Annotated in this window: 21 protein-coding genes; 15 read left to right on the plus strand and 6 right to left on the minus strand. The window is 67.0% G+C overall.

What is annotated here, in order from left to right; translation table 11 throughout:
• Window positions 1–9: 9 nt before the first annotated feature.
• Window positions 10–1,686 (minus strand): electron transfer flavoprotein-ubiquinone oxidoreductase, encoded by a 1,677-nt coding sequence (locus AC5O77_RS14560; RefSeq protein ID WP_049461849.1) that lies wholly within the window; start codon window positions 1,684–1,686, stop codon window positions 10–12.
• A gap of 315 nt (window positions 1,687–2,001) precedes the next feature.
• Between AC5O77_RS14560 and AC5O77_RS14565 the strand changes: the two genes are divergently transcribed.
• Window positions 2,002–3,165, plus strand: a complete 1,164-nt coding sequence (locus AC5O77_RS14565) for an acyl-CoA dehydrogenase family protein (protein ID WP_478058739.1) — start codon at window positions 2,002–2,004, stop codon at window positions 3,163–3,165.
• Window positions 3,166–3,611: 446 nt separating this feature from the next.
• Here AC5O77_RS14565 and AC5O77_RS14570 read toward each other — a convergent pair whose 3' ends face one another.
• On the minus strand, window positions 3,612–4,091 hold the full coding sequence (locus tag AC5O77_RS14570; protein WP_005407625.1) for a tRNA (cytidine(34)-2'-O)-methyltransferase: 480 nt from the start codon (window positions 4,089–4,091) through the stop codon (window positions 3,612–3,614).
• 69 nt (window positions 4,092–4,160) lie between these two features.
• Window positions 4,161–4,637 (minus strand): XAC0231 family protein, encoded by a 477-nt coding sequence (locus tag AC5O77_RS14575; protein ID WP_032130143.1) that lies wholly within the window; start codon window positions 4,635–4,637, stop codon window positions 4,161–4,163.
• 415 nt (window positions 4,638–5,052) lie between these two features.
• Between AC5O77_RS14575 and AC5O77_RS14580 the strand changes: the two genes are divergently transcribed.
• The 4 genes from AC5O77_RS14580 to AC5O77_RS14595 all read left to right on the plus strand — a co-directional run bounded on the left by AC5O77_RS14580 (window position 5,053) and on the right by AC5O77_RS14595 (window position 10,545).
• Complete coding sequence (locus AC5O77_RS14580) at window positions 5,053–7,902, plus strand: M16 family metallopeptidase (RefSeq protein WP_107431624.1); 2,850 nt, start codon at window positions 5,053–5,055, stop codon at window positions 7,900–7,902.
• A 219-nt stretch (window positions 7,903–8,121) separates the two neighbouring features.
• Window positions 8,122–8,439: a DUF4156 domain-containing protein gene (locus AC5O77_RS14585; protein WP_005407628.1), complete on the plus strand. Its 318-nt coding sequence runs from the start codon at window positions 8,122–8,124 to the stop codon at window positions 8,437–8,439.
• Between the two features lie 103 nt (window positions 8,440–8,542).
• Window positions 8,543–9,559, plus strand: a complete 1,017-nt coding sequence (locus AC5O77_RS14590) for a 3-oxoacyl-ACP synthase III (RefSeq protein WP_107431623.1) — start codon at window positions 8,543–8,545, stop codon at window positions 9,557–9,559.
• 95 nt (window positions 9,560–9,654) lie between these two features.
• Window positions 9,655–10,545, plus strand: coding sequence for an alpha/beta fold hydrolase (locus AC5O77_RS14595; protein ID WP_478058737.1), 891 nt, complete (start codon window positions 9,655–9,657; stop codon window positions 10,543–10,545).
• A gap of 113 nt (window positions 10,546–10,658) precedes the next feature.
• On the opposite strand, the gene AC5O77_RS14600 is transcribed toward AC5O77_RS14595, so the two are convergent.
• Entirely contained in the window at window positions 10,659–11,084 is a 426-nt protein-coding gene (locus tag AC5O77_RS14600) for a YkgJ family cysteine cluster protein (RefSeq protein ID WP_004135417.1), read from the minus strand.
• Between the two features lie 104 nt (window positions 11,085–11,188).
• Between AC5O77_RS14600 and oleC the strand changes: the two genes are divergently transcribed.
• The 3 genes from oleC (at window position 11,189) to AC5O77_RS14615 (ending at window position 14,074) form a co-directional block, all read left to right on the plus strand.
• Complete coding sequence (gene oleC / locus AC5O77_RS14605; RefSeq protein WP_478058734.1) at window positions 11,189–12,847, plus strand: olefin beta-lactone synthetase; 1,659 nt, start codon at window positions 11,189–11,191, stop codon at window positions 12,845–12,847.
• Complete coding sequence (gene oleD, locus AC5O77_RS14610) at window positions 12,844–13,836, plus strand: 2-alkyl-3-oxoalkanoate reductase (RefSeq protein ID WP_032130147.1); 993 nt, start codon at window positions 12,844–12,846, stop codon at window positions 13,834–13,836. The genes oleC and oleD overlap by 4 nt, the downstream gene beginning before the upstream one ends.
• 82 nt (window positions 13,837–13,918) lie before the next feature.
• On the plus strand, window positions 13,919–14,074 hold the full coding sequence (locus tag AC5O77_RS14615) for a DUF1328 domain-containing protein (RefSeq protein WP_004153593.1): 156 nt from the start codon (window positions 13,919–13,921) through the stop codon (window positions 14,072–14,074).
• A gap of 146 nt (window positions 14,075–14,220) precedes the next feature.
• Here the strand turns inward: AC5O77_RS14615 and ddlA are convergent, their stop codons facing one another.
• Complete coding sequence (gene ddlA, locus AC5O77_RS14620) at window positions 14,221–15,315, minus strand: D-alanine--D-alanine ligase (RefSeq protein WP_478058700.1); 1,095 nt, start codon at window positions 15,313–15,315, stop codon at window positions 14,221–14,223.
• A gap of 508 nt (window positions 15,316–15,823) precedes the next feature.
• Here ddlA and AC5O77_RS14625 point away from each other — a divergent pair.
• The 4 genes from AC5O77_RS14625 to AC5O77_RS14640 all read left to right on the plus strand — a co-directional run bounded on the left by AC5O77_RS14625 (window position 15,824) and on the right by AC5O77_RS14640 (window position 19,580).
• The gene (locus AC5O77_RS14625; RefSeq protein ID WP_032130462.1) at window positions 15,824–16,459 is read left to right on the plus strand and encodes a ubiquinone biosynthesis accessory factor UbiJ; all 636 of its coding nucleotides are present in this window, start codon (window positions 15,824–15,826) and stop codon (window positions 16,457–16,459) included.
• A complete protein-coding gene (ubiB, locus tag AC5O77_RS14630) occupies window positions 16,456–18,111 on the plus strand; it encodes a ubiquinone biosynthesis regulatory protein kinase UbiB (RefSeq protein WP_478058701.1) in 1,656 nt (551 codons plus the stop codon). The genes AC5O77_RS14625 and ubiB overlap by 4 nt, the downstream gene beginning before the upstream one ends.
• Window positions 18,112–18,116: 5 nt before the next feature.
• Window positions 18,117–18,695, plus strand: coding sequence for an O-methyltransferase (locus AC5O77_RS14635; protein WP_478058703.1), 579 nt, complete (start codon window positions 18,117–18,119; stop codon window positions 18,693–18,695).
• Window positions 18,696–18,812: 117 nt separating this feature from the next.
• Window positions 18,813–19,580 (plus strand): pseudouridine synthase, encoded by a 768-nt coding sequence (locus AC5O77_RS14640; protein ID WP_428999598.1) that lies wholly within the window; start codon window positions 18,813–18,815, stop codon window positions 19,578–19,580.
• Between the two features lie 75 nt (window positions 19,581–19,655).
• On the opposite strand, the gene AC5O77_RS14645 is transcribed toward AC5O77_RS14640, so the two are convergent.
• Entirely contained in the window at window positions 19,656–20,183 is a 528-nt protein-coding gene (locus AC5O77_RS14645) for a DUF2059 domain-containing protein (protein WP_478058706.1), read from the minus strand.
• Between the two features lie 133 nt (window positions 20,184–20,316).
• Here AC5O77_RS14645 and arfB point away from each other — a divergent pair, with 133 nt between their 5' ends.
• The 3 genes from arfB (at window position 20,317) to dcp (ending at window position 23,623) form a co-directional block, all read left to right on the plus strand.
• Complete coding sequence (arfB, locus tag AC5O77_RS14650) at window positions 20,317–20,748, plus strand: alternative ribosome rescue aminoacyl-tRNA hydrolase ArfB (RefSeq protein ID WP_032130467.1); 432 nt, start codon at window positions 20,317–20,319, stop codon at window positions 20,746–20,748.
• A 46-nt stretch (window positions 20,749–20,794) separates the two neighbouring features.
• Window positions 20,795–21,355 (plus strand): lysophospholipid acyltransferase family protein, encoded by a 561-nt coding sequence (locus tag AC5O77_RS14655; RefSeq protein ID WP_223276957.1) that lies wholly within the window; start codon window positions 20,795–20,797, stop codon window positions 21,353–21,355.
• Between the two features lie 111 nt (window positions 21,356–21,466).
• A complete protein-coding gene (gene dcp, locus AC5O77_RS14660; RefSeq protein ID WP_478058708.1) occupies window positions 21,467–23,623 on the plus strand; it encodes a peptidyl-dipeptidase Dcp in 2,157 nt (718 codons plus the stop codon).
• Window positions 23,624–23,662: the final 39 nt, after the last annotated feature.

Below are 23,662 nucleotides of genomic sequence, written 5' to 3' on the forward strand. Positions count from 1 at the left end.
CCGGAGCAATCACATGCCCGAATAGTTCGGGCCGCCACCGCCCTGCGGGGTCACCCACACGATGTTCTGGGTCGGGTCCTTGATGTCGCAGGTCTTGCAGTGCACGCAGTTCTGCGCGTTGATCTGCAGCCGCGCGTTATCGGCTTCACCGACGAACTCGTACACACCCGCCGGGCAGTAGCGGGCTTCCGGGCCGGCGTACTCGGCCAGGTTCACCTTCACCGGAATGCTGGGGTCCTTCAGCGTCAGGTGGCTGGGCTGGTTCTCGTCGTGGTTGGTGCTGCTGAGGAACACCGAGCTGAGACGGTCGAAGGTCAGCACGCCATCCGGCTTCGGGTAGGCGATGCGGGTGTGCTTGGCCGCCGGCTCCAGGCAGACGTGATCCGGCTGCGTGCGGTGCAGGGTCCACGGCGGATTGCGCACGCCCAGCTTTGGCAGCAGCCACTGCTCCACGCCGGTCATCAGCGTGGCCACGGTCTGGCCCTTCTTGAACCACTGCTTGAAGTTCTTGGCCTGCTGCAGTTCGGTGAACAGCCAGCTGGCTTCGAACGCCTTCGGGTAGGCGCTCAGTTCATCGTGCTGGCGGTCGGCGGCCAGCGCGTCGAACGCGGCATCGGCGCACAGCATGCCGGTCTTGATCGCGGCATGGCTGCCCTTGATGCGGCTGGCGTTGAGGTAGCCGGCCTCGCAGCCGACCAGCGCGCCACCGGGGAACACGGTCTTGGGCAGCGACAGCAGGCCACCGGCGGTGATCGCACGCGCGCCGTAACCGATGCGGGTGCCACCCTCCAGGTGCTTGCGGATGGACGGATGGGTCTTGAAGCGCTGGAACTCTTCGAACGGGCTCAGCCACGGGTTCCTGTAGTCCAGGCCGACCACGTAGCCGATGGCGACCTTGCCACCGTCGGCGTGGTACAGAAACGCGCCGCCATAGGTATCGCTGTCCAGCGGCCAACCGGCGGCGTGCACCACCAGGCCCGGCTCATGCTTGGCCGGGTCGATCTGCCACAGTTCCTTGATGCCGATGCCGTAGGCCTGCGGGTCCTTGCCTTCATCGAGCTTGTAGCGCGCGATCAGCTGGCGGCCGAGGTGGCCGCGTGCGCCTTCGGCGAAGATCGTGTACTTGGCCTGCAGCGCCATGCCGCGTTCGAAGGCCGGGCCGATGCTGCCGTCCTTCTCGATGCCCATGTCGCCGGTGGCCACGCCGATCACTTCACCATTGTCGCCGTACAGCACCTCGGCTGCGGCGAAGCCGGGGAAGATCGCCACTTCCAGCGCTTCGGCCTGCTGCGCCAGCCAGCGGGTCACTTCACCCAGGCTGATGATGTAGTTGCCTTCGTTGTGGAAGCACTCCGGCAGCAGCGCATTGGGCGTGCTGCGTGCGCCGGTTTCGCTGAGGAACAGGAATTCGTCGCGGGTGACCTTCTGCTTCAGCGGTGCGCCGCGCTCGGCCCAGTCCGGGAACAGTTCGGTCAGTGCGCGCGGATCCATCACGGCGCCGGACAGCACATGCGCGCCCGGTTCGGAGCCCTTCTCCAGCACGCACACCGACAGGTCGCGGCCGGCTTCGATCGCGCGCTGGCGCAGGCGGATCGCGGTGGCCAGGCCGGCGGGGCCGGCGCCGACGATCACCACGTCGAACTCCATTACTTCACGCGGGGGCAGGGCGTTGGCTTCAGCGCTCATCGATTGCATGACTCGTGGGTAGGGCCGGCATCGGGGCCACCGGCGGTGCCTGGGAATCGCGCGTGCAGCCACGAGCGAAACGGTTGTTTGAATGTGTCAGGGTACCGGGCCGCGCGTGATCGAGCTAGATCGACGATGTTCACGTCATGATTGCTGCGGTGCAGCGTAATGCACGTGTCCGGGTAGGTGCCAACCTTGGTTGGCACATTGTTTCACCGCCCGGACCCGCTACCGTGTGGACCAAGGTCCACACCTACCAGACGCGATGCTTGCGGATGACCGACAATGGCCGGGTCCTGACTGCGCGTGAGTGCCATGGCTTTGCATCCGTACGATCTGTTCGATGTCCGTTCCCTGCTCAACGAGGAAGAGCGCGCGGTGCAGGAGAGCGTCGCCCGCTTCACCAACGAGCGCGTGCTGCCGATCATCGGCGATGCCTTCGACCAGGCCCGCTTCCCTTCAGAGCTGGTGCCGGAGATCGCCGCGCTGGGCCTGCTCGGTGCCACTCTGCCGGCCGAATACGGTGGCGGCGACCTCGGTGCGGTCAGCTATGGCCTGATCTGCCAGGAGCTGGAGCGCGGCGATTCGGGCCTGCGCAGCTTCGTTTCGGTGCAGAGCTCGCTGTGCATGTACCCGATCTATGCCTACGGCAGCGAGGAACAGCGCCGGCAGTGGCTGCCGGCGATGGCGCGCGGCGAACTGATCGGCTGCTTCGGGCTGACCGAGGCGCACGGCGGTTCCGATCCGGCCAGCATGAAGACCCGCGCGGTGCGCGACGGCAGCGACTGGCGCATCAGCGGCAGCAAGATGTGGATCACCAGCGGCCCGGTGGCCGACCTGGCCATCGTCTGGGCGCAGACCGAGGACGGCATCCAGGGCTTCGTGCTGGAAAAGGGCATGGCCGGCTTCACCACGCAGGAGATCAAGCACAAGATGAGCCTGCGTGCGTCGCTGACCGGCGCGCTGTTCTTCGATGACGTGCGCGTGCCCGACAGCCACCGCCTGCCGAACGTGACGGGCCTGAAGGGGCCGCTGGGTTGCCTGACCCAGGCCCGCTATGGCATCAGCTGGGGCCCGATCGGTGCCGCCATTGCCTGCCTGGATGAAGCGCTGGGCTATGCCAAGGAGCGCGTGCTGTTCGGACGCCCGCTGGCCGCCACGCAGAGCGCGCAGATCAAGCTGGCCGAAATGGCCCGCCGCATCACCACCGCGCAGCTGCTGGCGCTGCAGCTGGGCCGCCTGAAGGAAGCCGGCCAGCTGCAGCCGCAGCAGGTCAGCCTGGCCAAGTGGAACAACTGCCGCATGGCCATCGACATCGCCCGCGAGTGTCGCGATCTGCTGGGCGGCGCCGGCATCACCACCGAGCATGTAGCGATCCGGCATGCGCTGAACCTGGAATCGGTGATCACCTATGAAGGCACCGAGACCGTGCATCAGCTGGTGATCGGCCGCGAACTGACCGGCATCAACGCGTTCTAGGCGGTGCGGGGAACACCATCCACGCATGGCGTGGATCTGCTGCACATGGCACCTGCCACGGCCACCTGGGATGTGCTTTGGTAGGTGCCAACCTTGGTTGGCACATTCCTTCAGCGCGCGACCGGGCATCGGTGCGGACCAAGGTCCGCACCCACCAGAAGCGATCCACAGCCATCAAAGGTTCTCGGCGGCTGCCTGGACCTGCCTTTGGTAGGTGCCAACCTTGGTTGGCACATTCCTTCAGCGCGCGACCGGGCATCGGTGCGGACCAAGGTCCGCACCCACCAGAAGCGATCCACAGCCATCAGAGGTTCTTGGCGCCTGCCTGGACCTGCCTTTGGTAGGTGCCAACCTTGGTTGGCACATTCCTTCAGCGCGCGACCGGGCATCAGTGCGGACCAAGGTCCGCACCCACCAGAAGCGGGTCCAGCCCCACCTGAGGCGGTTTACGCGCCGCCCGCAAACCCGTGCTGCCGCCACGCTTCGTACATCACCACCGCAACGGTGTTGGAAAGATTGAGGCTGCGGTTGTCCGGCCGCATCGGCAGGCGCAGGCGGCGGCCATCGGGCAAGGCATCGAGCACGTCCTGCGGCAGGCCGCGGCTTTCCGGGCCGAACAGGAAGGCATCACCATCTTCAAAGGCCACGCTGTCGTAGCGCACGCTGGCCCGGGTACTCAGTGCGAACAAGCGCTTTGGTGCGATCCGCGCCAGCGCGGTGTCCAGGTCGGGGTGGACCTGCAGGCGCGAGTACTCGTGGTAGTCCAGGCCGGCGCGCTTGAGCTGCTTGTCTTCCAGTGCGAAGCCGAGCGGCTCGACCAGGTGCAGCTGCGCGCCGGTGTTGGCGCAGAGCCGGATCACATTGCCCGTGTTGGGCGGGATTTCCGGTTGGAACAGGATCACATGGAACTGGGGCGCGGCATTCATCGGCGCAGTGTACCTGCGACGACCGCCGCCTTTACGGCGCACGCCCTGCGCTGGGCAGGGCGGCACCGCTTACGGGCGCAGCAGGACCTGGGCGGTTTCGGTGGCCAGGGCCTGCAGGTCGGCGGCGCTCGGGCGCACCTGCAGGGCCGGCAGGTTGACGATGACCGAGTTGGCGACGTTGGTGGCGGCAGCAGCCAAGGTGGCGGCGTAGCGCTGGGCTTCCATTTCGGCGGCCAGGGCGACGCGCTGTTCCAGGCTCGGGCGCACTTCCACCGAGGCCAGGGTGGTGATCGGCATCGCGGCAGCAACCGGGGCGGCAACGTAGCCGTTGCGCTCGGCCAGCTGGTCGGCGCTCGGGCGCACTTCCACGGTGGCCAGGGTCGGGATGCCGCTGGCCTGTTCCCAGGCCTGCTGGGCCAGCTGGTCGGCGGCCGGGCGGACCTGCACGGTGGCCAGGGTCTGGATGGATTCGGAGGCCTGCACCGACGAAACAACCGCGGTGCCGGCGATCAGGGCGATGGCGATGGCAATGGTCTTGGCGTTCATGACGGGGCCTGTTTAGTGTTGGTGATCAGTGGTGTGGTAGTAAGGTAGTACACCGATTCTGGGCTTGCAAGGAAAATTTTCGGTTTCCTGCATGTGTTCAGTCTTCAGTCAGCTTTCATCTGAAGCCCTTCCTGGCGCAGGAAGTACCAAGCAATCCCCGTGCCAACTTTTAGTTGTTGATTTGAAAGAGTTTTTGTTTGGCCGAGAAGTGTCCGGTAGGCGGACACCTGTCCATTCGATGTGCTGCGGACACTGTCCGGACGGTCCTGGCGGGCGCTTGTGACCGGTCGGGCAGCGCAGATCGGCGCTGCGGATGGGGCACAGGGGCAAACACCCCCAGTGACTGCTGGCCGATTCCTGCCGCTGCGTGCGCAGGCTAGGATCGGGGTTCACCTATGTGACCAAGGATCCGGATATGTCTCTCGCCCTTCGCCCGCGCGCTGCACTGCTGGCCGTCGCCCTCAGCACCGCCCTGGGCACGCTTGTGCCTTCCCATGCGCTGGCGGCCAAGCCGGCAGCACCGGCCAAGGTCGATATCCCGTATGAGCAGTTCACCCTGCCCAACGGCCTGCGCGTGATCGTGCATACCGATCGCAAGGCGCCGATCGTCGCCGTCAACGTCTGGTACCACGTGGGCAGCAAGGACGAACCGGCCGGCCGTACCGGCTTCGCGCACCTGTTCGAACACCTGATGTTCCAGGGCAGCGAAAACCACGACGGCGAATTCTTCGAACCGTTCAAGCAGGTCGGTGCCACCAACCAGAACGGCACCACCAATACCGACCGCACCAACTACTTCGAGAACGTGCCCACCACCGCGCTGGACATGGCGCTGTGGATGGAGTCGGACCGCATGGGCCATCTGGTCGGTGCGATCGACCAGGCGGCGCTGGACGAGCAGCGTGGCGTGGTGCAGAACGAGAAGCGCCAGGGCGAGAACCAGCCCTACGGCCAGGCCTGGGACCAGCTCAACAAGGCGCTGTACCCGGTAGGCCACCCGTATCACCACGGCGTGATCGGTTCGATGAACGATCTGAACGCGGCGTCGCTGGATGACGTGAAGACCTGGTTCCGCACCTGGTACGGCCCGAACAATGCGGTGCTGGTGCTGGCCGGCGACATCGACCTGGCCACTGCCAAGGAAAAGGTCGGCAAGTACTTCGGCAGCATCCCGGCCGGCCCGACCATGGCGCAGCCGGCAGTGAACGTGGCCAAGCGCAGCGCCGACACGCGCGAGACGATGACCGACAAGGTGCCGCAGGCGCGCATCTACCGCGCCTGGAACGTGCCGCAGGTCGGCACCACCGATGTCGATCAGCTGCAGCTGTTCGCGCAGGTCCTGGGCGGTGCCAAGTCCTCGCGCCTGAGCCAGCGCCTGCAGCACCAGGACAAACTGGTGGACAGCATCGCCTCGGGCCTTTCGACCTCGCAGCTGGGTTCGAACTTCGTGATCATGGCGACGGTCAAGCAGGGCCAGGACCCGGCCAAGGTCGAGAAGATCATTGACGAGGAACTGGACCGCCTGATCAAGCAGGGCCCCACCGCGGCCGAGCTGGAGCGCGCCAAGACCGGTGCCCGCGCCGGCTTCATCCGCGGCATCGAGCGCATCGGCGGCTTCGGCGGCAAGGCCGACGCACTGGCCGAGTGCGCGGTGTTCACCGGCGACCCGGGCTGCTTCCGCACCTCGCTGGCCAACATCGAGAAGGCCAGTGCTGCTGATCTGAGCCGGCTGGGCGCGCAGTGGCTGGACAAGGGCAGCCACACCCTGGTGATCGCACCGGGTGAGCGTGTGGCGCTGAAGGAAGACCCGAGCCAGGCGCCGAAGCCGTTCAACGTTCCCGCGGTGGACCCCAAGTACAGCACCCTGCCGGAGCAGGTCGACCGCAAGGCCGGCGTGCCGCAGACCCGCGAGTTCCCCCAGTTGAAGTTCCCGGCGCTGCAGCGCGCCACGCTGAAGAACGGCACCCAGGTGATCCTGGCCGAACGCCATGAGATTCCGGTGGTGCAGTTCAGCTACCAGTTCCCGGGCGGCTTCAGCGCCGACCAGGGCCGCAAGCCGGGCACCGCCAACTTCACCATGAGCCTGATGACCGAAGGCGCCGGCAAGCTCGGCTCGCTGGCCTTCGCCGATGCTGCCGATGCGCTGGGCGCCAGCCTGGATGCCTCGGCCGGCCTGGACTCGATGAGCGTGGACCTGTCGGCACTGAAGGAAAATCTGGCACCGTCGCTGGCGCTGTACCGCGACCTGCTGCGCGAGCCGCGCTTCGAGCAGGGTGAGATCGACCGGGTCAAGGCGACCTGGATCGCCGGCATCCAGCAGGAGAAGGTCAACCCGGGTGCGGTGGCGATGCGCGTGCTGCCGCCACTGCTGTATGGCAAGGGCCACCCGTATGCCATTCCGTTCACCGGCAGTGGCGATGAGGCGGCGATCAGCGGCCTGACCCGCGAAGATCTGGTTGATTTCCACCACGACTGGCTGCGCCCGCAGAACGGCACCCTGATCGTGGTCGGTGATACCACGCTGGCGGAAATCGTGCCGCTGCTGGACAAGCAGCTGGGCGACTGGAAGGCTGCCGGCGATGCTCCGCAGGTGAAGGCGGCGACCGACGTCGCATTGCCGAAGGGCCCGCGTGTGTTCCTGATCGACCAGCCGGGCGCGGTGCAGGCCAACCTGTTCGCCGGCCAGGTGGTCGCGCCGTCCAGCGCCACCAGCTCGACCCGCTTCGATATCGCCAACGGCGTGATCGGTGGCGACTTCACCTCGCGCCTGAACATGAACCTGCGTGAGGACAAGCACTGGTCGTATGGTGCGCGCAGCAGCGCGATCAATTCGGTGGGCCAGCGCCCGTGGATGGCCAGCGCGCCGGTGCAGATCGACAAGACCGGCCCGGCGATGGCGGAAATGCGCAAGGAAATCGCCGCGTTCGCCGACGGCAGCAAGCCGGCCACCGCCGCCGAGGTCAACCGCATCCGCAACATCCAGACCCTGAGCCTGCCCGGTGCCTACGAGACCGCCAGCGCGGTGGCGTCGACCATCGGTTCGATCGTGCAGTTCAAGCGCCCGGATGACTACGTGCTGCGCCGCAAGGCCGAGATCGAGGCGATGACCCCGGCACAGGTGCAGCAGGCCGCCGCCGAGATCAAGCCGCAGGCGCTGACCTGGGTGGTGGTGGGTGACCTCAAGCAGACCGAAGCGGCCGTGCGCGCGCTGAACCTGGGCGAGGTGACGGTGATCGATGCAGAAGGCAACCCGGTCAAGAAGTAAGGCAATACCCGGCCCGCCATGGGGCGGGCCGGCTCCTCCGGTAGTGCCGGCCGCTGGCCGGCAACCTTGCCGTGGTAGTGCCGGCCGCTGGCCGGCAACTCCGTGACCCGAAGGCGGGGTCAGGCTCCCCTGCGGGGGATCTGACCCCACCCACCCACCGGCTACCCCCGATTCAGGCTGTTCAGGCAGAATCCCCCCATACCCTTCCAGGATCTGCCCATGCGCGTTCTGCTGCTTTCCTCCCTGCTGCTCACCGTCACCGCCTGTACCTGGGTGCCGATCGAACCGGCCGGCAAGGCGACCCGCGTGCTGCCGGCAGGCCCGGTTCCCGCTGGCTGCATCGCCAAGGGCGAGGTGGTGGTGACCGTGAAGAGCAAGGTCGGCTTCTACAACCGCAACCCGCTGCGTGTGCAGGAAGAGCTGGAAACCCTGGCCCGCAACGAGGCCCCGAGCGCAGGCGCCAACGCCGTACAGGCCGCCGCCGCTCCGGCCGATGGCAGCCAGCGCTTCGCCGCTTTCCAGTGCCCGCCGCGCTGAACGCTTCACCATACGGCCAAGCCTGAATTCGTAAAGATGCGGTGAAGGCCCCGGGGGTTATAGAATAGCGCCCCCTTTTGCCTGAGCCTTGGCGCTAACCTCGATGCTCTTCAAGAATGTCTCGATCGCCGGCCTGGCACACGTTGATGCGCCGCACACGCTGACGACCAAGGAAATCAACGAGCGGCTGCAGCCGACGTTGGATCGCCTCGGTATCCGCACCGACGTGCTCGGCGATATCGCCGGCATCCATGCCCGCCGCCTGTGGGACAACGGCGTGCTTGCGTCCGATGCCGCCACCATGGCCGGCCGCAAGGCGCTGGAAGACGCGGGCATCGATGCAACGCAGGTTGGCCTGCTGGTCAACACCTCGGTCAGCCGCGACTACCTGGAGCCGTCCACGGCCTCCATCGTGTCGGGCAACCTCGGCGTCAGCGACGAGTGCATGACCTTCGACGTCGCCAATGCCTGCCTGGCCTTCATCAACGGCATGGATATCGCGGCGCGCATGATCGAGCGCGGCGACATCGACTACGCGCTGGTGGTGGATGGCGAGACCGCCAACCTGGTGTACGAGAAGACCCTGGAGCGCATGACCGCCCCGGACGTCACCGCCGACGATTTCCGCAACGAGCTGGCCGCCCTGACCACGGGTTCGGGCGCCGCCGCGATGGTGATGGCGCGCTCGGAGCTGGTGCCGGATGCGCCGCGCTACAAGGGCGGCGTGACCCGCTCGGCCACCGAGTGGAACCAGCTGTGCCTGGGCAACCTGGACCGCATGGTCACCGACACCCGCCTGCTGCTGATCGAAGGCATCAAGCTGGCGCAGAAGACCTTCAGTGCCGCCAAGATCGCACTCGGCTGGGCCGTGGAAGAGCTGGACCAATTCGTGATCCACCAGGTCAGCCAGCCGCACACCGCTGCGTTCATCAAGAACTTCGGCATCGACCCGAAGAAGGTCATGACCATCTTCGGCGAGCACGGCAACATCGGCCCGGCCTCGGTGCCGATCGTGCTGAGCAAGCTCAAGCAGCTGGGCAAGCTGAAGAAGGGCGATCGCATCGCGCTTCTGGGCATTGGCTCGGGCCTGAACTGTTCGATGGCTGAAGTGGTCTGGTAAAAAAGTCACCGCTGACCTGCTGCGCGATGGGCAGCGATGATTTTTCCAAGTGTCCAGGGGCCGGTTCTACCGGCCCTTTCTACAGGTGCGATTCGATGTCCCAGCTTCCCGGTTACCCCGCCCACCCGCAGCGCTTCGAGGTCCGCCCCGGCCTGTCGATGAACTATCTCGACGAAGGCCCGCGCGATGGCGAAGTGGTGGTGATGGTGCACGGCAACCCGTCGTGGAGCTATTACTGGCGCACGCTGGTGGCCGGCCTGTCGGACACGTACCGCTGCATCGTGCCGGATCACATCGGCATGGGCCTGTCGGACAAGCCCGATGACAGCCGCTACGAGTACACGCTGCAGTCGCGCGTGGACGACCTTGATGCGCTGCTGAAGCACCTGGGCATCACCGGTCCGGTGACCCTGGCCGTGCACGACTGGGGCGGCATGATCGGCTTCGGCTGGGCGCTGTCCCACCACGACCAGGTGAAGCGCCTGGTGGTGCTCAACACCGCCGCGTTCCCGATGCCGGCGGCGAAGAAGATGCCATGGCAGATCGCGCTGGGCCGCCACTGGAAGATCGGCGAGTGGATCATCCGCACCTTCAACGCGTTCTCGTCCGGCGCCTCGTGGCTGGGCGTGGAGCGGAAGATGCCGGCCGACGTGCGCCGCGCCTACGTGTCGCCGTACAACAACTACGCCAACCGCATCAGCACCATCCGTTTCATGCAGGACATCCCGCTGTCGCCGGCCGACAAGGCCTGGTCGCTGCTGGAGCGTGCCGGCAAGGCGCTGCCGTCGTTCGCCGACCGCCCCGTCTTCCTCGGCTGGGGCCTGCGCGACTTCGTGTTCGACCACCACTTCCTGAAGGGCTTCCAGGCCGCGCTACCGCAGGCCCAGCTGCATGCCTTCGAGGATGCCGGGCATTACGTGCTGGAAGACAAGCATGAAGTTCTGGTGCCGGAAATCCGCGCGTTCCTGGACAAGAACCCGATCTGAGGTATGCCGACCAACGGTCGGCACCCACCGGAAGAGGAAATGGGTAGGTGCCGACCGTTGGTCGGCACACCCGAAGGGTTCATGAGGTTGCCGGCCAGCGGCCGGCACTACCCCTACGCCGCGATCGGCGCCTGCGGTGACGGGCTGTTGCCGTTGTCGTCCGGGTGGTCGTCGTCGTTGCCCGCTTCGTCGCGCCAGCGCCAGTCGGCCAGGGTCAACGGATCCAGGCCGTAGGCGATGCGCGCCTTGTCGCACTGCGGGCTGGCCTTGCCGTACTCCCACGATGCATCCACCTCACGGCACACGCTGGGCCGGTTGGGGTGGATGGTGCAGCGTGAATACACGCCGATCTGCGCATCCAGCGCCACGCAGCGCACCGGCTTGGAGTGGGTGCCGCGCATGCACAGTCGATGCGGGTCCAGCACCTCGGTCAGCTGGTGCGGTACGCCGCCGGGGGTGACCTCGTCTGATTCCATCCAGTGGAAGGCCACGCGGTATTGGGTGCAGCAGGCGCCGCAGGTCATGCAGGGATGTTGCATGGGCAAGCCGCCTCGGGCGGCAGTCGGAATCAGGAACGAGGGTGCGGATTTTCCACGAAGTGGGCCGCCGCGCAAGAAATTCCGTAAGCGGCGACAATGAACGGATGAACCGACCCTGCAATATTGCCGCCCGTTTGCCTGAACTGGCGCGTGAACGGCCCGACCAGATCGCCATCCGCTGCCCGGGCCGCCGTGGCGCCGGCAACGGCATGGCCGCCTACGACGTGACCCTGGATTACCGTCAGCTGGACGCCCGCAGCGACGCCATGGCGGCTGGCCTGGCCGGCTACGGGATCGGTCGCGGGGTGCGCACGGTGGTGATGGTGCGGCCGTCGCCGGAGTTCTTCCTGTTGATGTTTGCCCTGTTCAAACTGGGTGCGGTGCCGGTGCTGGTCGACCCGGGCATCGACAAACGCGCGCTGAAGCAGTGCCTGGACGAGGCGCAGCCGGAGGCTTTCATTGGCATTCCGCTGGCACACGTGGCGCGGTTGGCGCTGCGCTGGGCGCCCTCGGCGACCCGCCTGGTCACCGTCGGCCGCCGCCTCGGCTGGGGCGGGACCACGCTGGCCGCGCTGGAGCGCGCCGGTGCCAACAGGGGGGCGATGCTGGCCGCTACCGATGGCGAGGACATGGCCGCGATCCTGTTCACCAGCGGCTCCACCGGCGTGCCCAAGGGCGTGGTCTACCGCCACCGCCATTTCGTCGGCCAGATCCAGCTGCTGGGCAGTGCCTTCGGCATGGAAGCGGGCGGCGTGGACCTGCCGACCTTCCCGCCGTTCGCGCTGTTCGACCCTGCGCTGGGCCTGACCTCGGTGATTCCGGACATGGACCCGACCCGGCCGGCACAGGCCGACCCGGCACGCCTGCATGACGCCATCCAGCGCTTCGGCGTGACCCAGCTGTTTGGCTCGCCTGCGCTGATGCGGGTGCTGGCCCGTCACGGCCGGCCGTTGCCGACGGTGACCCGGGTGACCTCGGCCGGCGCCCCGGTGCCGCCGGATGTGGTCGCCACCATCCGCAGTCTGTTGCCGGCCGATGCGCAGTTCTGGACCCCGTACGGCGCCACCGAGTGCCTGCCGGTGGCGGTGGTGGAAGGCCGCGAGCTGGAGCGCACCCGTGCCGCCACCGAGGCCGGTGCCGGTACCTGCGTGGGCAGCGTGGTTGAACCGAATGAGGTGCGCATCATCGGCATCGATGACGCACCGTTGGCCGACTGGTCGCAGGCGCGCGTGCTGGCCACCGGCGAGGTGGGCGAGATCACCGTGGCCGGACCGACCGCTACCGACAGTTACTTCAACCGCCCGCAGGCCACCGCGGCGGCGAAGATCCGCGAGACGCTGGCCGATGGCAGCACGCGCGTGGTGCATCGCATGGGTGACGTGGGCTACTTCGATGCGCAGGGCCGCCTGTGGTTCTGCGGCCGCAAGACCCATCGCGTGGAAACCGCACAGGGGCCGCTGTACACCGAACAGGTGGAGCCGGTGTTCAACACCGTGCCGGGCGTGGCGCGCACGGCACTGGTTGGCGTTGGCCCGGCGGGTGCGCAGGTGCCGGTGCTGTGCGTGGAACTGCAGCGTGGCCAGAGCGACAGCCCGGCGTTGCGCGAGGCGCTGCGCGCCCAGGCCACCCTGCGATTGCCCGAGGCGAACCTGCAGCACGTACTGATGCACCCCGCGTTCCCCGTCGATATCCGTCACAACGCCAAGATCGGCCGCGAGAAGCTCGCCGTCTGGGCCAGCGCCGAACTGGAGAAGCGCGCATGAAGATCCTGGTCACCGGTGGTGGTGGTTTCCTTGGCCAGGCGCTGTGCCGTGGGCTGGTCGAACGTGGCCACCAGGTGCTGGCGTTCAACCGCAGCCACTACCCGGAACTGCAGGCCATGGGCGTGGGCCAGATCCGTGGCGATCTGGCCGATGCGCAGGCGGTGCTGCACGCGGTGGCCGGCGTCGATGCGGTATTTCACAACGGCGCCAAGGCCGGCGCCTGGGGCAGCTATGACAGCTACCACCAGGCCAACGTGGTCGGCACCGACAACGTGATCGCGGCCTGCCGCGCGCACGGCATCAGCCGGCTGGTCTACACCTCCACGCCCAGCGTGACCCACCGCGCGACCCACCCGGTGGAAGGCCTGGGGGCTGATGAGGTGCCGTACGGCGAGGATTTCCAGGCACCGTATGCGGCGACCAAGGCGATTGCCGAACAGCGCGTGCTGGCGGCCAATGACGCCTCGTTGGCGACGGTGGCGCTGCGCCCGCGCCTGATCTGGGGCCCGGGCGACCAACAGCTGGTGCCGAGGCTGGCCGAGCGTGCGCGGCAGGGCCGCCTGCGTCTGGTGGGTGATGGCAACAACAAGGTGGATACCACTTACATCGACAATGCCGCGCTCGCGCACTTCCTCGCTTTCGAAGCATTGGCGCCGGGCGCGGCTTGTGCGGGCAAGGCCTACTTCATTTCCAACGGCGAACCGCTGCCCATGCGCGAGCTGGTCAACAAGCTGCTGTCCGCGGTGGGTGCACCAACGGTGGACAAGGCGATCAGCTTCAAGACCGCTTATCGCATCGGTGCGGTCTGCGAGCGGCTGTGGCCGCTGCTGCGCCTGCGTGGCGAGCCGCCGCTGACCCGCTTCCTGGCCGAGCAGCTGTGCACGCCGCACTGGTACAGCATGGAGCCGGCGCGCCGTGACTTCGGCTACGTGCCGCAGGTCAGCATCGAGGAAGGGCTGCGCAGGCTGAAGGCTTCATCTGCTGCATAGGTCGCCATCACTGGTTGCACACCGCCAGATCGGGAGGATGGACCCACGCCATCCAACGGCCCGGACATCTGCGAGGAGCACCATGCTGCATTACGCCGTTATTTTCTTCGTCATCGCCATCATCGCTGCCGTGCTCGGCTTCTCCGGCATCGCCGGTGCAGCCAGCAACATCGCCTGGATCCTGTTCGTTGTGTTCCTGGTACTGGCAGTGATTTCGATGTTCCGCAAGCGCGGCTAGAAGACCGCAGGGTAGTGCCGGCCGCTGGCCGGCACTGTTCTTTCCGGTGGGTGCCGACCGTTGGTCGGCACGCATCTTTGTAGAGTCGAGCCATGCTCGACTCATGAAAAGCAGTCGAGCATGGCTCGACTCTACAGAGAGCGCTGCTACACAGCGCTGTGCAATCCGCGATCGGCTTCATGGCGCTCCAGCGCCAGTTCGATCAGGCGCGTGATCAGCGTGGTGTAGTCCACACCGCTGGCGCCCCACAGCTTCGGGTACATGCTGATGCGGGTGAAGCCCGGCAGCGTGTTGACCTCGTTGATGACGATCTCGCCGTCTGCGGTGAGGAACACATCCACGCGCGCCATGCCCGCACACTCCAGCGCCTGGTAGGCCCGCAGCGCGATCTGCTGGATACGCGCCTGGGTTGCAGCATCGATATCCGCCGGCACGACCACCTCGGCGCCATCCTCGTTGATGTACTTGGTGTCGTAGGCGTAGAACTCGTCGTGCACCACCACCTCGCCGCACAGGCTGGCCTGCGGCTGTTCGTTGCCCAGCACCGCGCACTCGATCTCACGGCCGACCACCGCCGATTCGACCAGCACCTTGTGGTCATAGCGCAGCGCCAATGCAAGTGCCTCGGCGAAGCCCGCCGCATCCTTGACCTTGCTCACACCCACGGACGAACCCTGGTTGGCCGGCTTCACGAACAACGGCAGGCCGAGCTGCGCGATCACCGCATCGACATCGACGTCAGCGGCCTGGTGACGCCGGATGCACAGCCACGGCGCCACCTGCAGGCCAGCGTCGCGCAACAGGCGCTTGGTCACGTCCTTGTCCATCGCCACCGCCGAGCCCAGCACCGGCGAACCGACGAAAGGCAGGTTGGCCATGCGCAGCAGCCCCTGCAGCGCACCGTCCTCGCCCAGCGGCCCGTGCACGATCGGCAGTACCACATCGATCTGGCCCAGCGCGCTGGCCGCATCGGAGGGCTGCAGCTGTGCCTGTTCCACACCCGGGCGCACCGCCAGCGACGTACCGGACCGATGCAGCGCGATGCGCGACGGATCATCGGCATTGATCAGGAAGGTATCCGGCTGGCTCAGATGCCACTGGCCCTGCTTGTCGATACCGACCAGCACCGGCTCGAAGCGCTCGCGATCAAGCGCATCGAGGATGTTCTTCGCCGACTGCAGCGAAACTTCGTGCTCGGAGGACTTGCCCCCGAAGATGATGCCGACCCGGGTCCGTGCCATGGTGTTGCGATGTCCTGTGCGTTGCGTGGCCTCATAGCATGAACCTTCATCGGCCCTCCGCGTGAGGCACAGATGAACCAGAAATCCATCCACGCATGGCGTGGATCTAGCGTCCTCCATGGCCCATCAATAGGGGGTCAGAGCCCGTTGCGCAGCAACGGGATCCGACCCCAGTCGTTCCGGCAGATCGCAGGAACCTGTCGAAGGCGGGGTGGGGCCTGTTGCGGGGGCGTGAGCCGCATGGGCCCGAGGCATGCCTCGGGCGGGTTGGGCAGGACGCCCAACCCCGGTCTTGCCGTGTGCGCAGGACAGCGCACACGAGCATGCGGCGACCGAGCTTACAGGGACGTACTTGCAGCGGCCCCCGCAACCGGCCCCATCCCGCCTACCCACGGAATGCCCGCTGTTGCTTCGGCTGTTGCCGTTGCCGTTGCCGTTGCCGTTGCATCTGCGGGTGCCGGGCGGCAGCCCGGCCCAAGCCCCCCACCCACGCAGGTAGAATGCGCACATGGCTCTCTCCCTGCTCAAGTCCCTCAAGCCGGTCGCTGGCCGCGCCCTGCAGATCGCCCTGAACCGCGCGCTGGCGCTGGATCCGGATACCCGCCATGCACTGGCCAGCCTCGACGGCCGGCACATCGACCTGACCCTGGAAGCGCCGTCGCTGGCCATGCGCATCAGCGTCGACGGTGATGCACTGCGGGTCGGCCCGGTGGACGCGCAGGAAGCCGACCTGGCCGTGCGCAGCAGCCTGGCCGGCGTGCTGGCGCAGCTGCCGCTGCTGGCCAACGCACGGCGCGGCGACAACAACGGCAAGGGTCGCGTGCGCGTGGCCGGTGATGCCGAACTGGCGCGTCGCCTGCAGCAGCTGGCCAAGGGCTTCGATCCTGACTGGCAGCAGCCGTTCGTCAGCGTGTTCGGCGACGTGCTGGGCGTGCAGGTGGCCAACACCCTGCGCAGCGCCCTGCAGCATGCGCGCCAGGGCGCGATCGACCTGGCCCACAGCGCCGCCGAGTTCATCACCGAGGAATCGCGCGACGTGGTGCCGCGTGCCGAGCTGGATGCCTTCCACGACGATGTGGACGTGCTGCGCGACGACGTCGAACGCCTCGGTGCACGCGTGCAGCGTCTGCGGGGTGCCGCATGAAGGCCGTGCTGCGTGCCAGCCGCATCGGCCGGGTGATCCTGCGTTACCGCCTCGACGACCTGTTGCAGGGCACTCCTGCCGAGCGCTGGCTGCGCCTGGCCAAGCCGTTCGTGCCGCGCGCCTCGGCCGACATCGCCGCTCAGTCGCGCGGTGCACGCCTGCGTCTGGCGCTGCAGGATCTGGGCCCGATCTTCGTCAAGTTCGGCCAGATCCTGTCCACCCGCCGCGACCTGGTGCCGCCGGATGTGGCCAATGAACTGACCCTGCTGCAGGACCGGGTCAAGCCGTTCGATGGTGAGACCGCGCGTCGCATCGTCGAGGAAGCGCTGGGCCTGCCGGTCAGCGAGGCCTTCGCCAGCTTCGGTACCGAACCGCTGGCCTCGGCCTCGATCGCGCAGGTGCACGCAGCCACGCTGGCCGATGGCCGCCAGGTGGTGGTCAAGGTGCTGCGCCCGGGCATCGAGAAGCAGATCGACGCCGATATCGCGTTGCTCAACTCGCTCGCTGCCCTGGTCGAGCGCACCCACCCGCGCGCCGACAAGATCCGCCCGCGCGAAGTGGTGGCCGAAGTCGAGAACACTCTGGCTGCCGAGCTGGACCTGCAGCGCGAAGGCGCCAATGCCAGCGTGCTGCGCCGCTTCTGGGAAAACAGCGACGATCTGTACGTGCCGGAAGTGATCTGGAGCCACACCGCCGAGCGCGCACTGACCCTGGAACGCGTGTGGGGCATCCCGTCCGATGACATCGCCGCACTGGACAAGGCCGGCATCGACCGCAAGGCGCTGGCCGCCAAGGGCGTGCGGGTGTTCTACACCCAGGTGTTCCGCGACAACTTCTTCCACGCCGATGCGCACGCCGGCAACATCTGGGTCGACACCGATCCGGCGCGCCGCGCCAACCCGCGTTTCATCGCGCTGGACTTCGGCATCATGGGCCAGCTCTCGCAGGAAGATCAGTACTACCTGGCCGAGAACTTCATGGCCATCTTCAACCGCGATTACCGTCGCATCGCCGAACTGCACGTGCAGGCGCGCTGGATGCCCGACAACGTGCGCATCGATGACCTCGAGGCCGCCGTGCGTTCGGTGTGCGAGCCGTACTTCACCCGGCCGCTGTCGCAGATCTCGCTGGCCGAAGTGCTGATGAAGCTGTTCCGCGTGGCCCAGCGTTACCAGCTGACCCTGCAGCCGCAGCTGATCCTGCTGCAGAAGACCCTGCTGAACATCGAAGGCGTCGGCCGCCAGCTCGACCCGCAGATCGACATCTGGGCGGTGGCCAAGCCAGTGCTGGCAAGGATCCTGCGCGAACGTTACAGCCCGCGCCGGGTGGTACGCGAGATCGGCAAGCGCCTGCCGGAAATCATGACCCATGCGCCGGACATGCCGCGCCTGGTGCACGCCTGGCTGACCCAGCAGGTGGAAGGCCGCCACGAACTGTCGATGCGTTCGCGCGACCTGGCCGCACTGGATGCCAGCGTGCAGCGCCTGCAGAAGCATGCGGTCGGCGCGATCACCGGTGTCGGCCTGCTGGCCATCGCTGCACTGATGTATGTGCTGCAGCCGCCGGGCTGGTACTGGGGCGACGTGCCGGCGTGGAGCTGGCTGTCCGGGGCGGTCGGCGCAGTGGCGCTGCTGCGCGCGTGGTGGAAGTAGGCCCCATGCTGCAGGCACTCAAGGGCGAACTGGTCCGCTTCGGTGCCGACAACGACGCACGCGAAAGCGAGCGCGGCCGACGCATGCTCAACATCACGCCCGACACCGGTGAATTCCTGTCGGTGCTGGTGCGCTTCGGCCAGGCACGGCGGGTGCTGGAAATCGGTACGTCCAACGGCTATTCCACGCTGTGGCTGGCCGAGGCAACCGCCGCCATCGACGGCCACGTGACCACGCTGGAGTACGCCGAGGACAAGGTGGCGATGGCACGTGACACCTTCGCGCGCAGTGGTCTGGCCGATCGCATCACGCTGGTCCACGACGATGCCGGGCTCTGGCTGGCGCAGGCCGCCGATGCCTGCATCGACCTGCTGTTCCTCGATTCGGACCGCGGGCAGTACGCCGGCTGGTGGCCGCAGTTGCGTCGCGTGCTGCGCCCGGGTGGCCTGCTGGTGGTGGACAACGCCACCTCGCATGCGGAAGAGATGCAACCGCTGCGCGTGCTGCTGGACGCTGATCCGGACTTCAGCACCAGCCTGGTGCCGGTGGGCAACGGCGAGCTGTTGGCCGTGCGCAGCGCCTGACCGCTCTACAGGTAGGTGCCAACCTTGGTTGGCACGCGGTTGCCGGCCGCTGGCCGGCAACCGCAGCCATCCGATTGCCCGGAGGCAGCCGGCCAGCGGTCGGCTCTACCCCATTCAGTGCCCAGCCCCGATAATCCTGCCGTGAGCACCGAACCCGATACCCTCGCCGCGGTCGAGACCGACACCGCGCCCCTGCAGCTGCTGCACCTGGATGAGCGCCTGGCCGTGGTCAACAAGCCTGCCGGGCTGATGGTCCACGACAGCAAGCTGGCCCGTGGCGAAGACGACTTCCTGGCCGACCGCCTGCGCGAGCAGCTGGGCCGCCCGATCTTCCTCGTGCATCGCCTGGACCGGGCGACCAGCGGCTGCCTGCTGCTGGCCTTCGACCGCGACACCGCCAGCGCGCTGGGCAAGGCACTGATGGGCGGCGAAGTGCTGAAGGACTATCTGACGGTCTGCCGGGGCTGGCCGGCCGAGCTCGCCTGGCAGGTCGATCATGATCTGGATGGCGGCCCGGGCAAGCCGGTGAAAAAGCCGGCGATCACCGACTTCCAGCGCCTGGCCACCGGCGAGCTGTCGGTGCCGGTCGGTGAATTCACCAGCTCGCGCTACGCACTGCTGCGCTGCCAGCCGCAGACCGGACGCTTCCGGCAGATCCGCCGGCACCTCAAGCACCTCTCGCATCACATGATCGGCGACACCAGCCACGGCGATGGCCGCCACAACCGCATCTTCCGCATGCAGGGCGTGCACCGCATGCTGCTGCACGCCGAGCGCCTGCGCTTCCCGCATCCGGACGGTGGCACGGTGGACGTGCGTGCGCCGTTGGACGGCGGGTTCCAGAAGGCGCTGGACCTGTTCGGCTGGCAGGTGGATACCGATTGACGGTAGTGCCGGCCACTGGCCGGCATCTGCGTGATTCCAGATGTAATGGGGAGCCGGCCAGCGGCCGGCACTACCTCATTTCTTTTCCGGCTCGTTGACGATCGCTTCCAGATCCTTCTGCAGGTCCGCAAACAGCGGCTGCATGCGCGCCTGGATCGCGACCATCACGTTCTGCATCAGCGCCGGGGTCTTGTCCAGCAGGCTCTGGCCGGCCGCGCTCTCGTAGAACTCGGCCATCGCCAGCACGTCTTCCTTGCTGAAGGTCTTTTTGTACAGGTCCACGTACATCGGCCGCAGCTGCTGCCACGACAGGGCCTGGCGCAGGGTCTGGCTGGTCCGCGCCTGGATCCGCTTCAGCTGTTCCTGCTGCTGGGCATTGAGCTGGCGCTGCGCGGCCACCTGCTGGAACTGCTGCTGCTGCATCGCCTCGATCTGCGGCAGCATGGTGTCGATCATGTTCTGCGCGCGCGAGGCCGACAGCAGGCGGTTGATGTCGCCATCGGTCGGCGGCGCGGCCAGGGCCGGAACGCTCGCCACGGCCAGCGCCAGCAGCAGGGCGGCGCGGCGCAGCAGGGACGGCAGGGCGGGTGCGGTGCGGGTCATGCGGGCTTCCTGCGGTACATGGGACGGCCAGCATACCCGCAGCCAAGGCGAAGGCGGCGTGTTCGGTACCTGATCGGCGGCATACGGGGCGCGATGCCGCACTCCGGTGCGTGGCTGCCGCTACAATGCGCGGATGGGCAGTGGACCGGTCACCATCAGCGCGCAGCTTGAAATCCCCGACGGTGAGATCGTCGAGCGGTTTGTGCGTGCCAGTGGCGCCGGTGGCCAGAACGTCAACAAGGTCTCCACCGCGGTGGAACTACGTTTCGATGTGGCCAACTCGCCCTCGTTGCCCGAACCGTTGCGCGCGCGCCTGCTGGCGCGGCGTGACCGGCGCATGACCGGCGAAGGCGTGCTGGTCATCGACGCGCAACGTTTCCGGACCCAGGATCGCAATCGCGAGGATGCGCGCGATCGGCTGGCGGCCTTCATCCAGGCCGGGCTGAGCGTGCCCAAGCCGCGCAAGGCCACCAAGCCGACCCTCGGGTCGAAACTGCGTCGTCTGGACGCCAAACGCGGGCGCGCGCAGATCAAGCGCGGGCGCTCATCACGTGACTGGGAGTGATTGCTTGAACAACCCGACTTCGTTGCTGCCGGCCGTGCCGCCGCAGATGCCGCAGGTCAAACCCAACGCCTTCCTGCGCTGGCTGGCGCGCTGCACCCTGCGCATGGGCGGCTGGAAGGTGACCGGTACCCTGCCTGACATCCCCAGGCTGGTCTTCATCATCGCCCCGCATTCGTCCAACTGGGATGGCCTGTGGGGCATGGCCGCGAAGATCGCGCTGGGCATGAAGGTGAAGGTGCTGGGCAAGGCATCGCTGTTCTGGTGGCCGCTCGGCCCGCTGCTGCACAAGCTGGGTGTGATCCCGCTGGACCGCAGCTCGCCGCAGGGCACCGTCGGCCAGGCCGTGGACCTGCTGCGCAACAACGAGAAGATGTGGTTCGCCATCACGCCCGAGGGCACCCGCAAGGCCGTGAAGGACTGGAAGGCCGGCTTCCTGAAGATCGCGCGGATGGCCGACGTGCCGATCCTGGCCGCGTATTTCCACTACCCGGAGAAGACCATCGGCATCGGCCCGCTGTTCACGCCGACCGGCGATGACGCCGCCGACATGGCCGCCATCCGCGAGTTCTACCGGCCCTGGATCGGCAAGACCCGCGGTACGGTCTGAGCCGGCCGCAGGCTGCCGCATAGACGCCACGTCCGGCACATGCCGGGCGAGCGCGACAGGAGTAGGGTGGAGGGCTGGTATCCCGTACCGTCTGCCCAAGGAGTGTTTTACATGTCGCGTACCGTAGTCCTGGCCGCCGCCATCAGCCTGGCGCTGGCGGCCTGTTCCGGCAAGGAGTCCACCCCCGTGTCCGATGCCCAGAAAGCCCCGGCCCAGCAGCCGGCCGAAGCCTCCACCAATCCGCTGCTGAGCGCCAGCACGCTGCCGTTCCAGGCGCCGCAGTTCGACAAGATCAAGGACAGCGACTACCTGCCGGCGTTCGAAGAAGGCATGCGCCAGCACCTGGCCGACGTGCGCAAGATCGCTGACAGCAGCGAGCCGGCCACCTTCGACAACACCATCGTGGCGATGGAGCGCAGCGGCGAGACGCTGAACCGTGTGTCGCGCATCTTCTTCGGCCTGGTCCAGGCCGATACCAACGATGCGCGCCAGAAGATCCAGGAAGACGTGGCGCCGAAGCTGGCCGCGCACCAGGACGAGATCAACCTCGATCCGAAGCTGTTCGCGCGCGTGAAGTCGCTGTACGACCAGCGTGACACGCTGGAGCTGGACCCGGTGCAGAAGCGCCTGGTCGAGCACTACTACGACGGCCTGCTGCGCGCCGGTGCGCAGCTGTCCGATGCCGACAAGGCGAGCCTGCGCAAGCTCAACGTGGAAGAGACCACCCTTTCCACCCAGTTCCATACCCGCTTGGTGGCCGCCACCGCCGCTGCGGCCGTCGTTGTCGACGACAAGGCCAAGCTGGCCGGCCTGGACGAGGACGCGATCAACAACGCCGCCAACGCCGCCAAGGACCGCAAGCTGGATGGCAAGTTCCTGCTGCCGCTGCAGAACACCACCCAGCAGCCGGTGCTCGGCTCGCTGAGCGACCGCGACCAGCGTGCCGCCGTGCTGAAGGCTTCGGAAACCCGCGCCGAGCGTGGCGATGCCAACGACACCCGGCAGACCGTGCAGCGCCTGGCCCAGCTGCGTGCGCAGAAGGCCAAGCTGCTCGGCTTTGACACCTTCGCCGACTACCAGCTGGGCGACCAGATGGCCAAGACCCCGGCCGCCGCGCTCAAGCTGCTGACCGACACCGTGCCGGCCGCCACCGCCAAGGCGCGCGCCGAGGCCGGCGAGATCCAGAAGGTGATCGACGCGCAGAAGGGTGGTTTCCAGGTCGCTGCCTCGGACTGGGACTTCTACGCCGAGCAGGTGCGCAAGGCCAAGTACGATCTGGACGAGTCGCAGATCAAGCCGTACTTCGAACTGGACAACGTGCTGCAGAACGGCGTCTTCTACGCCGCCACCCAGCTGTACGGCATCACCTTCAAGCCGCGTACCGACATTCCGACCTACAACCCGGACATGAAGGTGTACGAAGTGTTCGACAAGGACGGCACCTCGCTGGCCCTGTTCTACACCGACTACTTCAAGCGTGACAGCAAGTCCGGCGGTGCCTGGATGGACGTGTTCGTCGAGCAGGACGGCCTGACCGGTGCCAAGCCGGTGGTCTACAACGTCTGCAACTTCACCAAGCCGGCCGCCGGCCAGCCTGCGCTGATCAGCTTCGACGACGTCACCACCATGTTCCATGAGTTCGGCCATGCGCTGCACGGCATGTTCTCGAACGTGAAGTACCCGTCGATCGCGGGCACCGCCACCTCGCGCGACTTCGTCGAGTTCCCGTCGCAGTTCAACGAGCACTGGGCACTGGATCCGAAGGTGTTCGCCAACTACGCCAAGCACTACAAGACCGGCGAGGCGATGCCGCAGGAACTGGTCGACAAGATCCTCAAGGCACGCAGCTTCAACCAGGGTTATGCGACCACCGAGTACCTGTCGGCCGCGCTGCTGGACCTGGCCTGGCATACGCAGAAGGCCGATGCGCCGCTGCAGGATGTCGGCGCCTTTGAGGCCAGCGCGCTGAAGAAGTTCAAGGTCGACCTGCCGCAGGTGCCGCCGCGCTACCGCACCACCTACTTCGATCACATCTGGGGTGGCGGTTACTCGGCCGGTTACTACGCCTACTTCTGGGCCGAAGTGCTGGACCATGACGCCTACCAGTGGTTCACCGAACACGGTGGCCTGACCGCGGCCAACGGCCAGGAGTTCCGCGACAAGATCCTCTCGCGCGGCAACAGCGTGGAGCTGTCGACCCTGTACCGCGATTTCCGCGGCAAGGACCCGTCGGTGGAGCCGCTGCTGAAGTTCCGCGGGCTGAAATAAGAAAGCGAAAACGGCGGGGGCAACCCCGCCGTTTTTCTT

This window comes from Stenotrophomonas sp. INTA L402-1, assembly GCF_059295135.1.

Bases quoted from the DNA above. Each gene is read 5' to 3' on its own strand.
- AC5O77_RS14590 (WP_107431623.1), top strand. From the start codon at position 8,543: ATGCTCTTCAAGAATGTCTCGATCGCCGGCCTGGCACACGTTGATGCG.
- AC5O77_RS14580 (WP_107431624.1), top strand. From the start codon at position 5,053: ATGTCTCTCGCCCTTCGCCCGCGCGCTGCACTGCTGGCCGTCGCCCTC.
- AC5O77_RS14560 (WP_049461849.1), bottom strand. From the start codon at position 1,686: ATGAGCGCTGAAGCCAACGCCCTGCCCCCGCGTGAAGTAATGGAGTTC.
- ubiB (WP_478058701.1), top strand. From the start codon at position 16,456: ATGAAGGCCGTGCTGCGTGCCAGCCGCATCGGCCGGGTGATCCTGCGT.
- AC5O77_RS14645 (WP_478058706.1), bottom strand. From the start codon at position 20,183: ATGACCCGCACCGCACCCGCCCTGCCGTCCCTGCTGCGCCGCGCCGCC.
- AC5O77_RS14585 (WP_005407628.1), top strand. From the start codon at position 8,122: ATGCGCGTTCTGCTGCTTTCCTCCCTGCTGCTCACCGTCACCGCCTGT.
- AC5O77_RS14595 (WP_478058737.1), top strand. From the start codon at position 9,655: ATGTCCCAGCTTCCCGGTTACCCCGCCCACCCGCAGCGCTTCGAGGTC.
- AC5O77_RS14600 (WP_004135417.1), bottom strand. From the start codon at position 11,084: ATGCAACATCCCTGCATGACCTGCGGCGCCTGCTGCACCCAATACCGC.
- AC5O77_RS14655 (WP_223276957.1), top strand. From the start codon at position 20,795: ATGCCGCAGGTCAAACCCAACGCCTTCCTGCGCTGGCTGGCGCGCTGC.
- dcp (WP_478058708.1), top strand. From the start codon at position 21,467: ATGTCGCGTACCGTAGTCCTGGCCGCCGCCATCAGCCTGGCGCTGGCG.
- AC5O77_RS14575 (WP_032130143.1), bottom strand. From the start codon at position 4,637: ATGAACGCCAAGACCATTGCCATCGCCATCGCCCTGATCGCCGGCACC.
- ddlA (WP_478058700.1), bottom strand. From the start codon at position 15,315: ATGGCACGGACCCGGGTCGGCATCATCTTCGGGGGCAAGTCCTCCGAG.
- oleC (WP_478058734.1), top strand. From the start codon at position 11,189: ATGAACCGACCCTGCAATATTGCCGCCCGTTTGCCTGAACTGGCGCGT.
- oleD (WP_032130147.1), top strand. From the start codon at position 12,844: ATGAAGATCCTGGTCACCGGTGGTGGTGGTTTCCTTGGCCAGGCGCTG.
- AC5O77_RS14625 (WP_032130462.1), top strand. From the start codon at position 15,824: ATGGCTCTCTCCCTGCTCAAGTCCCTCAAGCCGGTCGCTGGCCGCGCC.
- arfB (WP_032130467.1), top strand. From the start codon at position 20,317: ATGGGCAGTGGACCGGTCACCATCAGCGCGCAGCTTGAAATCCCCGAC.
- AC5O77_RS14570 (WP_005407625.1), bottom strand. From the start codon at position 4,091: ATGAATGCCGCGCCCCAGTTCCATGTGATCCTGTTCCAACCGGAAATC.
- AC5O77_RS14635 (WP_478058703.1), top strand. From the start codon at position 18,117: ATGCTGCAGGCACTCAAGGGCGAACTGGTCCGCTTCGGTGCCGACAAC.
- AC5O77_RS14565 (WP_478058739.1), top strand. From the start codon at position 2,002: ATGGCTTTGCATCCGTACGATCTGTTCGATGTCCGTTCCCTGCTCAAC.
- AC5O77_RS14615 (WP_004153593.1), top strand. From the start codon at position 13,919: ATGCTGCATTACGCCGTTATTTTCTTCGTCATCGCCATCATCGCTGCC.